The organism is Isoptericola sp. NPDC056134 (assembly GCF_042264825.1).
Classification (GTDB): domain Bacteria; phylum Actinomycetota; class Actinomycetes; order Actinomycetales; family Cellulomonadaceae; genus Isoptericola; species Isoptericola nanjingensis.
This window is the reverse complement of sequence record NZ_JBHJVM010000006.1, coordinates 157156-172365: the sequence shown is the minus strand read 5'-3', so window position 1 is coordinate 172365 and position 15210 is coordinate 157156. Positions and strand designations below refer to the sequence as shown.

At 73.9% G+C, this 15210-nt stretch carries 14 protein-coding genes and 1 tRNA gene; 6 read left to right on the top strand and 9 right to left on the bottom strand.

Annotated elements, in window-relative coordinates; all coding sequences use genetic code 11:
* Window positions 1-33: 33 nt before the first annotated feature.
* Both ACFCZN_RS08480 and ACFCZN_RS08475 read right to left on the bottom strand, forming a co-directional pair.
* Complete coding sequence (locus ACFCZN_RS08480; protein ID WP_430556474.1) at window positions 34-1092, bottom strand: hypothetical protein; 1059 nt, start codon at window positions 1090-1092, stop codon at window positions 34-36.
* A gap of 83 nt (window positions 1093-1175) precedes the next feature.
* The gene (locus tag ACFCZN_RS08475) at window positions 1176-1967 is read right to left on the bottom strand and encodes an NAD-dependent epimerase/dehydratase family protein (RefSeq protein WP_430556473.1); all 792 of its coding nucleotides are present in this window, start codon (window positions 1965-1967) and stop codon (window positions 1176-1178) included.
* A gap of 220 nt (window positions 1968-2187) precedes the next feature.
* Between ACFCZN_RS08475 and ACFCZN_RS08470 the strand changes: the two genes are divergently transcribed.
* From ACFCZN_RS08470 to ACFCZN_RS08450, 5 genes are all read left to right on the top strand, one after another.
* Window positions 2188-3111, top strand: a complete 924-nt coding sequence (locus ACFCZN_RS08470) for a LysR substrate-binding domain-containing protein (RefSeq protein ID WP_430556472.1) — start codon at window positions 2188-2190, stop codon at window positions 3109-3111.
* Window positions 3112-3211: 100 nt separating this feature from the next.
* Complete coding sequence (gene kdgD / locus ACFCZN_RS08465) at window positions 3212-4156, top strand: 5-dehydro-4-deoxyglucarate dehydratase (protein ID WP_430556471.1); 945 nt, start codon at window positions 3212-3214, stop codon at window positions 4154-4156.
* Between the two features lie 40 nt (window positions 4157-4196).
* Window positions 4197-5822: an aldehyde dehydrogenase (NADP(+)) gene (locus ACFCZN_RS08460; protein WP_430556470.1), complete on the top strand. Its 1626-nt coding sequence runs from the start codon at window positions 4197-4199 to the stop codon at window positions 5820-5822.
* Entirely contained in the window at window positions 5819-7144 is a 1326-nt protein-coding gene (locus tag ACFCZN_RS08455) for an enolase C-terminal domain-like protein (protein ID WP_430556469.1), read from the top strand. The genes ACFCZN_RS08460 and ACFCZN_RS08455 overlap by 4 nt, the downstream gene beginning before the upstream one ends.
* 106 nt (window positions 7145-7250) lie before the next feature.
* Window positions 7251-7595, top strand: coding sequence for a hypothetical protein (locus tag ACFCZN_RS08450; RefSeq protein ID WP_430556468.1), 345 nt, complete (start codon window positions 7251-7253; stop codon window positions 7593-7595).
* An 80-nt stretch (window positions 7596-7675) separates the two neighbouring features.
* On the opposite strand, the gene ACFCZN_RS08445 is transcribed toward ACFCZN_RS08450, so the two are convergent.
* Together ACFCZN_RS08445 and ACFCZN_RS08440 are read right to left on the bottom strand one after the other, a co-directional pair.
* Entirely contained in the window at window positions 7676-7882 is a 207-nt protein-coding gene (locus tag ACFCZN_RS08445; protein ID WP_430556467.1) for a hypothetical protein, read from the bottom strand.
* A 294-nt stretch (window positions 7883-8176) separates the two neighbouring features.
* Window positions 8177-8249 (bottom strand) — tRNA-Thr (locus ACFCZN_RS08440).
* 126 nt (window positions 8250-8375) lie between these two features.
* On the opposite strand from ACFCZN_RS08440, the gene ACFCZN_RS08435 reads away from it, so the two are divergent.
* A complete protein-coding gene (locus ACFCZN_RS08435; RefSeq protein WP_429765882.1) occupies window positions 8376-9302 on the top strand; it encodes a PrsW family glutamic-type intramembrane protease in 927 nt (308 codons plus the stop codon).
* Here ACFCZN_RS08435 and ACFCZN_RS08430 read toward each other — a convergent pair.
* The 5 genes from ACFCZN_RS08430 to tmk all read right to left on the bottom strand — a co-directional run bounded on the left by ACFCZN_RS08430 (window position 9257) and on the right by tmk (window position 15109).
* On the bottom strand, window positions 9257-10867 hold the full coding sequence (locus ACFCZN_RS08430) for an alpha/beta hydrolase (protein ID WP_430556466.1): 1611 nt from the start codon (window positions 10865-10867) through the stop codon (window positions 9257-9259). The two genes, ACFCZN_RS08435 and ACFCZN_RS08430, sit on opposite strands and share 46 nt — an antisense overlap.
* Before the next feature lie 41 nt (window positions 10868-10908).
* Entirely contained in the window at window positions 10909-11493 is a 585-nt protein-coding gene (locus ACFCZN_RS08425) for a hypothetical protein (protein WP_430556465.1), read from the bottom strand.
* A complete protein-coding gene (locus ACFCZN_RS08420) occupies window positions 11490-13184 on the bottom strand; it encodes an enoyl-CoA hydratase-related protein (protein ID WP_430556464.1) in 1695 nt (564 codons plus the stop codon). Before ACFCZN_RS08420 ends, ACFCZN_RS08425 begins: the two co-directional genes overlap by 4 nt.
* 108 nt (window positions 13185-13292) lie before the next feature.
* Window positions 13293-14444 (bottom strand): DNA polymerase III subunit delta', encoded by a 1152-nt coding sequence (locus tag ACFCZN_RS08415; RefSeq protein WP_430556463.1) that lies wholly within the window; start codon window positions 14442-14444, stop codon window positions 13293-13295.
* Window positions 14441-15109, bottom strand: a complete 669-nt coding sequence (tmk, locus tag ACFCZN_RS08410; protein WP_430556462.1) for a dTMP kinase — start codon at window positions 15107-15109, stop codon at window positions 14441-14443. The genes ACFCZN_RS08415 and tmk overlap by 4 nt, the downstream gene beginning before the upstream one ends.
* Window positions 15110-15210 lie beyond the last annotated feature (101 nt).

The window sequence follows — 15210 nt, the reverse complement described above, 5'->3', positions numbered from 1 at the left end:
CGGGTCGTCGCGCGTCATGGGCTCCGCTCGGCATCATCGCCGGGCGGGGCCTTCGCCGTGGTGGGACAGCAGAGCCGACGCAGCCGCTGCGAGCCGCGCCGGCGACAGCAGGCCGAGGTGGTAGACGTAGACGTCGTCGAGGTGGGCGAGCCCGGCCGGCCACTCGCACACGATCGAGTCGGGCGTCGCCGGAGGCAGGGCCGAGAGGTAGCCACCGACGCGGCTGCCGGGCAGTTGGTCCCGCAGCATTTCGACAGTGCCGGAATCATCGGTCACCAGGTGACCAGGCAGGACGACGCCGTCGAACGCCGCGACCGAGTCGTCCAGCGCGGCGAACGGCCCGGTCGCCCAAGGGTCCGGCTGGGCATGGACGACGACCCGAGGGACCTGGTCGCACGCTTCCCTCACATCTGCCACGAGCCGAGACCGGGCCTCCTGCCGGGTAGCAAGGACCGCGGCGGCCTGCGTGAGGTGCTCCTCCACGGTGCGATGGTCGCCGGCCTGCTCGGCCGCCAGCCCCGCTCGCACCTCAAGCCGGAGGCGCGCCACGTCGACCGCGTGGTCGTCCAGCAGACCCCGACATGCGTCGCAGAAGCAGACCGACAACAGGTGCTCTGCCGCCGGGGTCCAGTCGGCGCCCTGGGTCTTCTCGTGCCGGCCTAGGTGGCCGACGCCCAACGGGCCCAGGGCCTCGAGCATCAGGCCGTCGACGTCGAAGGACCGGACCACACCGGCGACCAGCCGTCGTGCGTAGTCGCGGACGTCCGGGGCAGCCGGGCACAGCGCGTAGGGGTACCTCTCGCCGAACGCGTTCTGCACCGTCACGTCGGGTGCTCCGGCACCGACGTGCGTGCTGTGGGTGAGCACCACCCATCCCTCGACCCGAAGCCCCGTCGCGCGCGCCGTACGCGCGGCACGGGCAAAGGCGTCCGGGCCGACCCACGGCGTGTCCGTGCGTGGCCTCAATCGGGCGCCCGACCAGAGTCGGTCGTGCAGCGGCACGTAGGAGGCTGCCTCGGCGTCGACGACGGCACGATGCGGATGCAGCGGGGTGGCGGCACGTACGGAGTGGTACGCGGCGGCGATCGCCACGCCATCGGCCCTAGCGTCTCGGACGCGGTCGGTCGCCCCGTGATCATCGATCAGGTCCCACGGGTAGGCGCAGAAAGTCGCAGTCACCAGGCCACCCCGAGCGGGTGGGCGCCGTCGGCGAAGGCGCCGCCGATGAGGCCGTTCCCCGCGTCGCCCGGGTGCGGGATCGCGCCCGCGTGCCACTCCGCGTCGTCATGCGGTTCGAAGCCGATGGCACGGCCCGGCGCGTGGGAGAACCAGGCTCGGGTGTTGCGCGAGATCGCCCACACGGGGTGGGCACCCGGGACGTCGTGCCCTGCCGCGGCCTCGATGAGGCGTACGAGGTCAGGCAGCGAGAGCCACGTAGCCAGAGACCGCAGCGAGGTCGGCACCGATTCGACGGTGCCGATGCGAGCCAGCGTCAGGACGAGATCGTGGCGGTCGGCGTACGCCGAGGCAAGGCCCTCCATGGCAAGCTTGCTCACACCGTAGAGCGAGTCCGGACGGGGCGGGAGCGCCTCAATCGGTTCGTCCGGGACTGGCCAGAACCCCACCACATGTGTCGAGCTGGCGATCAGACCATGTCGCACCTTCTCTTCGACCATCGCCTCGAGCACGGTCCTGGTGCCCTCGACGTTCACCCGCGCGATTTCCGACCATGACCGTTCACGGCTGAACCCGCCCAAGTGGACCACCATGTCCACCCCGCGGACAGCCCGCCGCACGGCGTCGGCGTCGGTCAGGTCTGCCAGGACCTCCGTCTCGCCTGGCTGCGGATCGACCGGGAGGACGTCGAGGAGGACGATGTCGGCACCTCGGTCACGCAAGAGGGGACGAATCCCACGGGCCGCTGCGCCCGCACCCCCCGTGATGAGGTATCGCCTCCGAGTGGTCATCTCCGGACTCCTCACGTCGTCGAGCGGAGGTCTGCGACCGGCGCCCGCCAGATGGGTCGCAGTTCGTCCCACGGGACCGAGCGCCTCCAGACCACGCGGTCCGATCACCGCGGCCTCCGGTCGGGCGTCGACTCTAGGACCCCATACGATGCCAGTCCAACCCCCAAAGGACATTGCCTGATCCAGGAAATGCATCACGCGACGATGTAGGAGCAGCAGCATGTACACGTTCGAACAGGTCCGGTGCTTCGTCGCCGTGGCTGAGGAGCTGCACTTCGGCCGGGCGGCCGCGCGGCTGAACATGACCCAGCCGCCGCTGAGCCGCCAGATCCAGAAGCTCGAGAAGGCGATCGGCGTCTCACTTCTGGATCGCGACAACCGGCACGTGCAGCTGACCATGGCGGGAGACGTGTTCCTCACCGAATGCCGACGGTTGCTTGTGGCGGCCGACGGCGCGCCGGCGCTGGCCCGGCGGATCGCGGCAGGGAGGGCTGGCATGATCCGGCTCGGTTTTACGGCCGCCACCGGCTTCAGCCTGCTCGGCACCCTGGTGCAGCAAATCGGCGAGCTCCTGCCGGACGTGGACCTGGACCTCCAGGAACTCGTGACGAGCGAGCAGATCGAGTCGATCCGGCGCGGAGAGCTGGACCTCGCCCTGGGGCGCCTGCCGTTCGATCCCGCAGAGTTCGACTCTCGTCTGCTCTTGTCGGAGGATCTCGTGCTGGTGGTGCCTGACGGGCACCCGCTCGCCGCGCTGCATCGACCCGTTCGGACACCTGACCTCCGCGACGTGCCGCTGATCGGGCACGACCCGATCAAGGCGCGCTACTTCTACGACATGGTGGTGCGCTACGTCGATGTCGAGCACGTCAACGTGGTGCATGTCGTGAGTCAGATCCTCACGATGTGCTCGCTGGTGGGCGCGGGCCGGGGCGTCGCATTCGTCCCGGAGTCGGTCCGCCGGCTCGACCCTCCGGGCGTGAGCTTCGTCGGGCTCGCGGACGTGCCGGACGGGATCGTCGAGTTGCATGCCATCTGGGATCGCAGCTCCCGCAACCCGGCGCTCCACGAGCTCCTGAGATCGCTTGGATCCGCGTCGCGACCGCGCGGCACTGCGTCAGACCGAACCACGATGCCTGATTAGCATGAATTGATGCCAATAGAGGCTTGGACAAGCATCGTCAGAGCTTCCTAGGTTGACCGTCGACGGACCTGTCACCGCCGACGTCTGACCAGGAGGGCCAGTGACCACGTACTCACCCGCGGAGCTCGCCGACACACTGAAGGAGGGCCTGCTGTCGTTCCCCGTCACCCCGTTCGCCGCGGACGGCGAGGTCGATGCGGCCCGGTACGCCGAGCACATCGCGTGGCAGACGAGCTTCGGGATCGGCGGGCTCTTCGCCGCCGGCGGCACGGGCGAGGGCTTCAGCCTCACGCCGGCCGAGACCGCGCGCGTCGTGGAGCTCGCCGTCGAGGCGGCCGACGGCGCGACGCCGGTGCTCGGCAGCGCCGCCGGCAACACGGCCCAGGCCGTCGAGAACGCGCGGGCGGCCGAGGAGGCAGGCGCCGAGGGCGTCCTGCTGCTGCCCCCGTACCTCACCGACTGCGACCAGGACGGCCTGCTCGAGCACGCCTCCGCGGTGTGCGCCGCGACGAGCGTCGGCGTCATCGTCTACAACCGCGCCAACGCCGTGTACTCCGCGCAGACCGTCGCCCGGCTCGCCGACCGGCACCCGAACTTCATCGGCTTCAAGGACGCCCTCGGCGACATCGAGCAGCTCACACGCGTGGTCGCCACCAACGGCGACCGCCTCTTCTACCTCGGCGGCCTGCCCACCGCGGAGACGTTCGCGCTGCCGCTGCTGCAGCTCGGCATGAGCACCTACTCCTCGGCGATGTACAACTTCGTGCCCGAGTTCGCGCTCGAGTTCTATCGCGACGTGCGGAACCTCGACCGCGCCGCCGTCACCGAGAAGCTCACGCGCTTCGTGCTGCCCTACCTCGACATCCGCGACCGGGCCAAGGGGTACGGCGTCTCGATCGTCAAGGGCGGCCTGCGGGCCGTCGGGCGCGACCTCGGCAGCGTCCGTCCCCCGCTGCAGGACCTCACCGAGCGCGACGTCGACGACCTGCGCGCCCTCGTCGACGCCGCCGGCGTCCGCCCGGCCGACGTCGCCCTCGCCCGCTGACCGCCGACGCCCGCCACCCGCGCACCCCTGGAGGGACCCCATGACCGTCACCGCCGTCCTCGCCGGGCACTCGATCGTCGCCGGGGAGCCGCTGGTCGGCGCCGCCGGCACGGCCGTCGCCCACGACCCCGCCACCGACGAGGCGCTGGAGCCCGCCTACTCGCTCCTCTCCGTCGACCAGCTCGCGCACGCCACGGCCGCCGCGGAGGAGGCCGTCGCGTCCTTCTCCGCGCTCGCCCCCGAGCCGCACGCCCGCTTCCTCGACCGCGTCGCCGAGAACCTGGAGGCCGCCGGCCCTGCGATCGTCGCGCGGGCGATGCGGGAGACCGGCCTGCCCGAGGCCCGGCTGACGGGCGAGCTCGCCCGCACCACGGGGCAGCTGCGCCTGTTCGCCGCCGTCGTGCGCCAGGGCGACCACCGCGGCGTCCGCGTCGACCCGGCCCGGCCGGACCGCACGCCCCTGCCGCGGGCCGACATCCGCCAGCGCCAGGTCCCCGTGGGCCCGGTCGCCGTGTTCGGCGCCAGCAACTTCCCGCTCGCGTTCTCCGTCGCCGGCGGGGACACGGCCTCGGCGCTGGCCGCGGGCTGCCCGGTGATCGTCAAGGCGCACGGCGCGCACCCGGGCACCGGCGAGCTGGTGGGCCGCGCCGTCGCCGACGCCGTCGCCGCCGAGGGGCTGCACCCCGGCGTCTTCTCCCTGGTCTACGGCCCGGGCGCGCAGGTGGGCCGGGCGCTCGTGAGCGACCCCGTGGTCCGGGCCGTCGGGTTCACCGGCTCCCGCTCCGGCGGTCTCGCGCTCGTCGCCGCGGCCGCCTCCCGCCCCGTGCCGATCCCCGTCTACGCCGAGATGAGCTCGGTCAACCCCGTGATCGTGCTGCCTGGCGCGCTCGACCCGGACGGAGGCGCCGACGTCGACGCCCTCGCCGCGGCGTACCTGGCGTCGGTGACCGGGTCGTCCGGCCAGCTCTGCACGGCACCCGGCATCGTCCTCGTGCCGCGCTCCGCGCACGGCGACGCGTTCGTCGACGCCGTCCGCCGGGCCGCCGAGGCCGCCGCCGGGCAGACCATGCTCACCGCCGGCATCGCGCGGGCGTGGCAGGACGGCGTGGACGCCCTCGCCGCGCAGGACGGCGTCGCCGTCGCCGGTACCGGCGCCCCGGGCGCCACGCGCAACGCGCCCGCGCCGTCCGTCTTCGTCGCCGAGGTCGCCACCTTCCTCGCCAACCCGGTGCTGGAGGACGAGATCTTCGGCGCCGCGTCCCTGGTCGTCCGGTACGGCGACGACGACGAGCTGCTCGCCGCCGTCGGCCGCCTGGAGGGGCAGCTCACCGCGACCCTGCACCTCACCGAGGCCGACCGCGCCACCGCCGTCCGACTGCTGCCCGCGCTGGAGCGCACGGCCGGGCGGATCCTCGCGAACGGCTGGCCCACGGGCGTCGAGGTGGGCCATGCGATGGTGCACGGCGGCCCCTTCCCCGCGACCTCGGACGGGCGCACGACATCCGTCGGGACGCTGGCGATCGAGCGGTTCCTGCGGCCCGTCGCCTACCAGGACCTGCCGGAGTTCCTGCTGCCGGAGCCCGTACGGCCTGACAACCCGTGGCGCCTGACGCGCCGCGTCGACGGCGTGCTCCGGCCCGCCGCCGGTGCGGAGGAGGTCCGATGAGCGCCCCGACCGTCGCCCGCGTGCAGGTCGTGCCCGTCGCGGGGCACGACTCCATGCTGCTCAACCTGTCCGGCGCGCACGCGCCGTTCTTCACCCGCAACGTCGTGGTCGTCGAGGACTCCGAGGGCCGGACCGGGCTGGGCGAGGTGCCGGGCGGCGAGAAGATCCGCGCGACGGTCGAGGAGGCCGCGGCCCTCGTCGTCGGCCGGCCGGTCGCACGGTTCCGGTCCGTGCTGCGTGGCGTCTCGGCCAGGTTCGCCGGCCGGGACGCGGGCGGGCGCGGGAACCAGACCTTCGACCTGCGCACCACCGTGCACGCCGTCACCGGGCTGGAGTCCGCCCTGCTCGACCTGCACGGGCAGGCCCTCGGCGTCCCGGTGGCCGAGCTGCTCGGCGAGGGGCAGCAGCGCGACGCCGTCCCGATGCTCGGCTACCTGTTCTACGTGGGCGACCCGGACGCCACCGACCTGCCCTACCTGCGCGAGCCCGACGGGCCCGACGCCTGGTCCCGGCTGCGCCGCGAGGCCGCCACGACGCCCGACGCCGTCGTGCGGCTCGCCGAGGCCGCGCGGGAGCGCTACGGCTTCCGCGACTTCAAGCTCAAGGGCGGCGTGCAGGCCGGCGACGCGGAGGTCGACGCCGTCGTCGCGCTCAAGGAGCGGTTCCCCGACGCCCGGATCACGCTCGACCCGAACGGCGGCTGGCTGCTGGACGACGCCGTCCGGCTCGGGCGCCGGATGCGGGGCGTCGTCGCGTACGCCGAGGACCCGTGCGGCGCCGAGGGCCGGTTCTCCGGCCGCGAGGTGATGGCCGAGTTCCGGCGCGCCACCGGGCTGTCGACGGCGACCAACATGATCGCCACCGACTGGCGCGAGCTGGGGCACGCGATCCGGTCCGACGCCGTCGACATCCCGCTCGCCGACCCGCACTTCTGGACCATGGCCGGGTCCGTCCGCGTCGCGCAGCTGTGCCACGAGCTCGGCCTCACGTGGGGCTCGCACTCCAACAACCACTTCGACGTCTCGCTGGCCATGTTCACGCACGTGGGCGCCGCGGCGCCCGGCGAGATCACCGCGCTCGACACCCACTGGATCTGGCAGGACGGCCAGGGCCTCACCACCGACCCGCTGCGCATCGTCGACGGCGAGATCCGGGTGCCGACCACCCCCGGGCTCGGCGTCGAGCTCGACCCCGACCGCCTGGCCGAGGCGCACGAGCTGTACCGCGAGCACCGGCTGGGCTCGCGGGACGACGCCGTCGCGATGCAGTACCTCGTGCCGGGCTGGGAGTTCGACCCGAAGCGGCCCTGCCTCGTGCGGTAAGGGTCTCGCCCTGCTCGTCCCGGTGGGGTATCAGACGGCCGTCGCGCGCGTCGTTCCAAGCAGGGGCCGGTGCGCCCGGCCCGACGCACCACCGAGGAGCCCTCCGATGTCCGCGATCGACGCATCCGCCACCGCCGCGACGACGGCCGCCCCGGCGTCGTCGGCCCCCGTCCCGGCGCCCCTCCCCACCCCGTCCGCGCCGCCCGCGCCCGTGGTCTCGGGCGGGACCGGGCACGCCACGGTGTCGCCCCGGCTGCGCACCTACGCGTACGTCGTCGCGCTCGTCGTCGGCGCGCTCGCCACCGCCGCGTCCACCATCACCGCCGCCGTGGCGCCGGACGCCGCGCAGACCGTCACCGCCGTCGGCGGCGCCGTCGCCGGCCTGTTCGCCACTCTCTCCGGCGGCCTCGGCACGGCCTACCGTCCGACGTCGTCGCACGGGACGCCCTGACCCTGGCACGGCCGCGCCCCGCGGCACGACCTCTGCGTCGCGCCGCCGGTCGCGTCGATCCCCTCGCGCGGGTCCCGCGGTCAGCGGTCCTCGCACTCGGGACACTGGGCGGAGAGCTCCTCCACCACGTCCTCGTGCCCCCTGCACGGGAGGTGCCACCCGGTGTTGGCGATGATCGTGTGGCTGGCGGCGCTGCTGGAGCCGGGCTCCGCATGCACCACCGCCGCCGCGATCCCCTGACCGCACACCAGGCACCTGGTCGACGCCACGAATTTCACCGTGGCCATGCTCCTACCGTCGCTCCGGGCCGCGATGCCCGCACCCTGGTCAGGTTCGACCCTGACTCAGCGAGTCTCGATTCATGGCGGGGGATCGGGACCGCATCAGGAGGGATCGGACGACGCCGCAGGACAGGGGGTGGGCCGACCTGGCCGACCCGGTGCTCGCACCTTCACGACCGAGCGGGGCCTCCACCTCGGCGTCCTCGACGGGAGGAACAGCGGCACGACGAGCGCCGCCATCCCGCGCGTGACGGGACGACGAAGGCCCGGAACCGCGAGGTTCCGGGCCTTCGTGACCTGAGCCGCCTATCAGAATCGAACTGATGACCTATTCATTACGAGTGAATCGCTCTACCGACTGAGCTAAGGCGGCGTGCCGTGCGCCGGTGCGGAACCGGATCAACGAGCGCGCCTACAGTACCTGACGCCCGGGCCCGGCTCCAAAACGGCCGGCCGGTTCCGCGCGACAGCACGCGCTGACCTCCGCATACTCGTGCCCATGCAGCCCACGACGTCGCAGAGCACCGTCATCACCACGGGCCGAGGGTGGTGGTGGAAGACCCTCGTCCTCGGCATCCTGCTGTGGGCCGTCACCGCCGCCGTGACGTTCAGCACGCAGAACTCGAACCTCATCCCGACGGTGATCCTGCTCGGCAGCTTCCTCGTCCCGTTCAGCGTGGTGCTGTTCGTCGTCGAGAAGGCCCACGGCTCGATCGACATCATGCTGCTGCTGGGCGCGTTCTTCTTCGGCGGCATCTTCGGCGTGCTGGGCGCGTCGATCCTGGAGTCGCACCTGTCGCCCTCGGTGTGGATCTACGTGGGCGTGGGTGCGATCGAGGAGGCCGTGAAGATCGCGGTGTTCCTGGTGGTCGGCGCCCGGGTGGCGCACAAGACCGGGCTCACGGGAGCGCTGCTCGGCGCGACGGTCGGCGCCGGGTTCGCGGCCTTCGAGTCCGCGGGCTACGCCTTCAACGCGAGCCTCACCCGCCTGGGCCAGATCGACCTGAACTCCCTGCTGCAGACGGAGGCGGTCCGCGGCCTGCTGACGCCGGTGGGCCACGTCCTCTGGACGGCGATCCTGGGCGCGGCGATCTTCGGCGCGGCGTCGGCCGCCGGCAGGTACCGGTTCACCGGCGGCGTCCTGCTCGCCTACCTCACCGTGGTCGCGCTGCACGCCCTGTGGGACTCGATGGGCTTCATCTCCGCGTACCTCGCGATCAAGGTCACCGGCGGGGTGCACTACGAGCTCGCGTACGGCCAGCTGCTGCCCGCCGCGGCCGACAACGCCTCCACCTGGTCGACCGTGTTCTACGTGGTCGGGCTGGTCGTCATCTCCGCGCTGGGCGTGCTGGCCCTGCGGCACTGGTCGCGCACGGGCGCTCAGCAGGTCGCGCCGTCGGCCGGCACCTCGCCGTCCACGAGGTAGGACTCGACGGCGTCGGCCACGCACGTCCGGGACGGCTGGTACGCCGTGTGCCCCTCGCCCTCGTAGGTGAGCAGCACCCCGGAGTCGAGGGTGCTCGCCAGGCCCTCGGCCCAGACGTACGGGGTGGCAGGGTCGTTGGTGGTGCCGACGACGAGGATCGGCGCGGCACCCTTCGCGTGCAGGTCGAACTCCTGCTTCACCTGCGGGTACTCCGCGCCGGCGCAGGTCAGCCCGCCGTAGCCGAAGAACGAGCCCATCGTCGGCGCGTCCTTCTCGATGGCGGCGGCGTCCGCCCGCATCTGCTCGACGTCCGTGGTGGCCCGGTCGTCGAGGCAGCTCACGGCGCGCATCGCCTCCTCCGAGTTGGTGGCGTAGCTCCCGTCCGCGTTCCGGTCGAAGTACTGGTCGGAGAGGTAGAGCAGCGCGTTGCCCGTGCCCTGGTTGATCGCCTCGTCCAGGGCCTGGGTGAGCGCGGGCCAGCTGCCCTGGTTGTAGAGGGTGACGGCGATGCCGTAGAACGCGAGGCTCTGCGTGACCGTGCGGCCGGAGCTCGACGTCTCGTACGGCCGCTCGTAGGCATGGTCCAGCACCTGCCGGATCTGCCGCATGCCGTCGTCCACCGCACCGGTGAGCGGACAGCTCGCGCCCGCCTGGCAGTCCTGCACGTACGCCCGCAGGGCGTTCTCGAAGCCGACGGCCTGCCCGTGGGAGATCTCCTCCGAGCTGAGCGTGGTGTCGATCGCGCCGTCGAGCACGAGGCGGCCGGCGCGGTCCGGGAACAGCCCCGCGTACGTCGCGCCGAGCTGGGTGCCGTAGGAGAACCCGAGGTAGTTCAGGGCGTCGTCGCCGAGCACCGCGCGCAGCATGTCCATGTCGCGCGCCGCGCTCTGCGTGTCCACGTGGCCGAGCACCTCGCCCGAGTTCTCGGCGCACGCGCCGTTCCACGCCTCGTACTCCTCCTGCATCGCCTGCAGCCCGGCGTCGGTGCTGCGGTCGAAGTCCTTGGCCAACGACTCGTCCTTGCGGGCGTCGTCGAAGCACGCCACGGGCGTGGAGCGCTGCACGCCGCGCGGGTCGAAGCCGACGATGTCGAACGCGTCCTGCAGCCGCTTGCCGAAGATCGACCCGTCGGACTGGGCGTCGCTCTGCACGAAGTCGACGCCCGACGCGCCCGGCCCGCCGGGGTTCACCAGGAGCGAGCCCTCCGGGTCCTTGCCGTCCGCCGGGTTGCGCACCAGGGACAGCTCGATGCTGCCCGCGTCCGCGTCCTGCCAGGAGAGCGGAGCCGACGCCGTCGCGCACTGCAGGCCGTCCTCGCAGTCCTCCCACTCGAGCGCCTGCCCGTAGTACTGCTCGAACCCGTCCGGCGCCTGCGACGCCGCCGGGCCGGAGGCCGAGCCCACCGGCGACTGCTCCTTGGCGGGCGCCGTGCACCCGGCGAGCAGCACCGCCCCGGCGACGACGACGGACAGGCCGCGCACGGCGGAACGAAGACGCCTCGTGCGGCGGAGGCTCGGGCGGGGGGTGGTGCGGCGGGCGGTCGGGCGGCGCTCGTCGGAGATCACTCGCCCAACCTACCGTCGCCGCAGACCCTGCCCCGACGCGCTCAGCCCGCGGCCGGGACCCAGGCCACCGGGCCCGCGGTGGCGTCCTTCGCACGCGGCGACACCTCGACCTCGCCCAGGTCGCCGAGGCGCACGGTCACGGGCGTCCCCGCGTCGGCGTCCGGCGGGACGGCGACGGCGCTCGTCGTCGGGGCGTAGTCCATCGTGCACGGGCCCGGCTCCGGCTCGACCATGCCGACGACGACCGCCTCGTGCGCGTCGTCCCAGCCTGCCTCGGCCTCGGCCAGGCGCGGGCACGTGCTCGACCCGTACGTCACGACCAGCAGCACGCCGGGCGTGGGCGACCAGGCGACGCCGGCGGGGCTGTCGAACGTCCCCTCCGCGCCCTCGGGCAGGCCGCGCGCGTGCTCCCCGGGCGCCGGCGCGGCCGCGCCGTCGGACGGTGCCGGGCTGACCGACGGGCTGGGCGACGGGCTCGACGACGGCGACGCCGGGGCGGGCGACCCGGACGTCGGCCCGCTTCCCGGCGAACCACCGGACGCGCAGGCCGTCACGAGCACGGCGAGAGCGGCCGCGGCGCCCACCAGCAGCGGGCCACGGAGAGCGCGGAGGGGGCGAGCCGTCACGGGGCGACCGTCTCGCGGACGTCCGTGAAACGCAACCGCTCCGGCGTCTCCTGCGGGGCCGCCTTGCGGAGGAAGTCCCGCCGCTTGGCCGCGAAGCCGCGCCGGTCGTCGAAGATGTCCCGCGCCATCTCGGCGAGCTCGATGGTCCGGTAGTACGACAGCGGGCGACGGGGTGCACGCACCTGGGCGGCCGCGGCGGCCTCCGCGCGGCCCTCCGGCGTCGCCAGCGCGGCGGCGCGATCGGCCAGCCACCCGGCGAACCGCTCCGGGTCGCGTGGGCCCACGGCGTCCACCAGGCCGGTCCGCGCCGCCTCCGCGACCGACACCGGCAGCTTGTCGCTGAGCAGCCGGTCGGCGTCGACCTCGCCGAGCCGGGACGCGACGGTCCACGTGTGCAGCTCGGAGCCGAAGATCCCCATGTCGTAGTAGGGGTTGAGCACCACGCCGTCGCGCGCGACGACGACGTCCGCGCACAGGCCCGCCATCACGCCGCCGGCCCCGGCGTTCGCTGTGAACGCGGCCACGGTGAGCTGGTCGGCCGAGGCGATCGCCTCGCACAGGTCGTCGATGGCGCGGATGTTGGCCCACGCCTCCGCGGCCGGGTCTGCGGCCGCCTCGATCGCGCCCAGGTGGATGCCGTTGGAGAACGCGTGCTCGGTGCCGCGCACCACCAGCACCCGGGTGTCCTCCGTGAGCGCCTTCTCCACGGCCGTGGTCAGCCGGCGGCACTGGGCGGTGTGCATGGCGCCGCTGTACGACCGGATCGTGAGGTAGCCGACGTCGCCGTCGCGCTCGTACACGGACTCCGCGAGGGCGGCCGGCGCCGGGCGGAACGGCACCCCGGCGACGTCGAGCACCCACGACGCGGGCAGCTTGGTGCCGCGCTTCTCGGCCAGGGTCGCGGCGTACCCGACCCACAGCGTGCCGTCACCGGTGGCGATCGCCACGGCGTCCTCGTCGCGCCCCACCACCGTGCCGGGGGCGGCCAGCGGGTCCACCGGCTCGGGGACGGCCACGGCGTCGAACAGGCAGAAGCGCGCGCCCTGCAGCGTCACGGGGGCGCCGGGCGCGCCGTCGGCCGCGGCGATCGTGCGCGCCAGCTCGGAGGCGGGGCGGGACAGGTCGAGCTCGAACGCGGCCCGGCGCAGCAGCGGCAGCTCGCCCGTGCCCGGCACCTCCCGCTCGAGGCGGTCAGCGGGCGTCGGCTCCTCCCCCGCCGCGACCTTGCGCAGCACCTCCTCGACGCACGCCAGAGCGGCGTCCGCCACGAGCCCGTTGTACAGGGCGCTCTTGGCGATCGGCGCCTGCTGACCCGTGGGCAGCGCGAACGTCGACGTCGCCCACACGGGGCCGGCGTCCATCTCCTCCACCGTGGACAGGGCGGTCACGCCCCAGCGGTCGCGGCCGTCGAGGATCGCGTGGTCCAGGGAGGAGGGGCCGCGGTCCCCCACGGGGCCCGGGTGCACGACGACGGTGGTCCACCGCCGCCACACGTCCTCGGGCACGCGGTGCTTGAGGAAGGGCGCGAGGACCAGGTCCGGGCCGATCTCCTCGACCCGCGCCGTCAGCTCCTCCGGCGAGCCGAACGCCGGCGCCAGCTCGACGCCCACGTCGTGGCCCCGGTCCGCCAGGTGCCCCCACACGCGCTGCGTGAGCCCGTTGAACGCCGAGACGAGCAGCAGGATCCTCATGCCAACCCCCAGTCTGGTCGCGGGGCCACCATGGCCCCCGCCGCGGAACACCTCACCGCATGTAGGGGTGATGAGGCAACTGTCGCCGCAGGGACACGCGCGGGGTGGTCAGCCCTGGGGGCGGAGCGCGACGGCCATCGCCTCGAGCGCCAGGAGCGGCGCCACGTTGCCCTCGAGCCGCTCGCGGGCGACGCCGATCGCGTCCATCCGGCGGATCGTCTGCTCGGGCGTCGAGTCCGCCGCGAGCGCGCGCACGGCGCCGTCGTGCTCGGCGTTCACGAGCTCGACCGTGGCGCCCAGCTGCACCACGAGCACGTCCCGGTACAGGGACAGCAGGTCCACCATCGACCGGTCGAGCACGTCGCGCTGCCGACGCGTGGCGCGCCGCTTCTGGTCGTCCTCGAGCTGCTTGAGCTGCGAGCGCAGCCGCGGCGGCAGGGTGTCGCCGTCCTGCACGCCGAGGGCGCGCATCAGCTCCGCCTTCTCGACGGCGTCGCGCTCGGCGGTGGCCGCCACGGCCTCGGCCTTCGCGACGTCCACGAGCTCCCCCGCCGCGAGGACGGCGTCCCCGACGCCGCGGATGCGCCGCGCGATCTCGAGGACGGCGTCGCGGCGCTCGCGCGCGTCGGCGTCGCGGGCGAGGCGCCGCGCCAGCCCGACGTGCGACTGCGCGGCGCGGGCGGCCGTGAGCGCGACCGCCGGGTCGACGCCGTCGCGGCGCACCAGCAGGTCCGCCACGTCCCGGGCCGGCGGCACCCGCAGCACGACGCCGCGGCAGCGGGAGCGGATGGTGGGCAGCACGTCCTGCGCGCTCGGGGCGCACAGCACCCAGACGGTGTGCGGCGGGGGCTCCTCGATCGCCTTGAGCAGCACGTTCGTGGTGCGCTCGGCCATCCGGTCCGCGTCCTCGACGACGATCACGCGGTACCGGCCGGACGACGGCGTCCGCGCCGCGGTCATGATGAGGTCGCGCACCTCGTCGATGGTGATGACGACCTTGTCCGTGGCGACGACCGTGAGGTCCGGGTGCGTGCCGGCGAGCGTCGTCGTGCAGGCGTGACACCTCCCGCAGCCGCCGGTCTCGCCGTCCGTGCCGCTGCACTGCAACGCCGCGGCGAACGCACGGGCCGCGACCGACCGGCCCGAGCCGGGCGGGCCGGTGAGCAGCCACGCGTGCGTCATCGCGGCCGGGTCCGTGGCCGCGCGGAGCAGGGTGGCGACGGCGTCCGGCTGCCCGACGACGTCGTCCCACACGCTCACTCGCGCCCCTCCCCCGACGACGCGGCCTCTTCGACCACGGGCGTGAGGTCGAGCCGGGCGGCGACGTCGACGCGCACCTGCGCCTGCACGTCGTCCAGGCTCGCCGAGGCGTCCACCACGACCCAGCGCTCGGGGTCGGCGGCGGCCCGCCGCAGGAACGTGTCGCGGGTGCGGCGGTGGAACTCGTCCCCCGCGCTCTCCAGCCGGTCCGGCTCGCCCGACAACCGGGCGGCCCCGACCAGCGGGTCGAGGTCCAGCAGCACGGTGACGTCGGGGAGCAGGTCGGCCGTGGCCCACAGGGAGAGCGCCTCGATCTCCTCCTCCGACAGTTCCCGGCCTCCGGCCTGGTACGCCACCGAGGAGTCGAGGTAGCGGTCGGTCACCACGACGGCCCCGCGCCCGAGCGCCGGCCGCACCACCGTGGCGACGTGGTGGGCACGGTCCGCCGCGTACAGCAGGGCCTCCGTGCGCGGGTCCAGGTCCTCGCCGTGCAGCACCTCCCGGCGCAGCGTGGCCCCCAGGTCCGTGCCGCCCGGCTCGCGCGTCACGACCACCTCACGGCCGGTGACCTCGTGCAGCCAGTCGCCCAGCAGGCGCACGTGCGTGGTCTTGCCGGCGCCGTCGCCGCCCTCGAACGAGACGAAGTACCCGGGTGCGCTGCTCACTCCCGACACCCTAGCCGTGACCGACGACACCGCCGCCCGCCGTAGCGCCCGGCTCGGTGCGGGGGCACGATGGCAGTGATCCCTCGACACGCAGGAGGTTC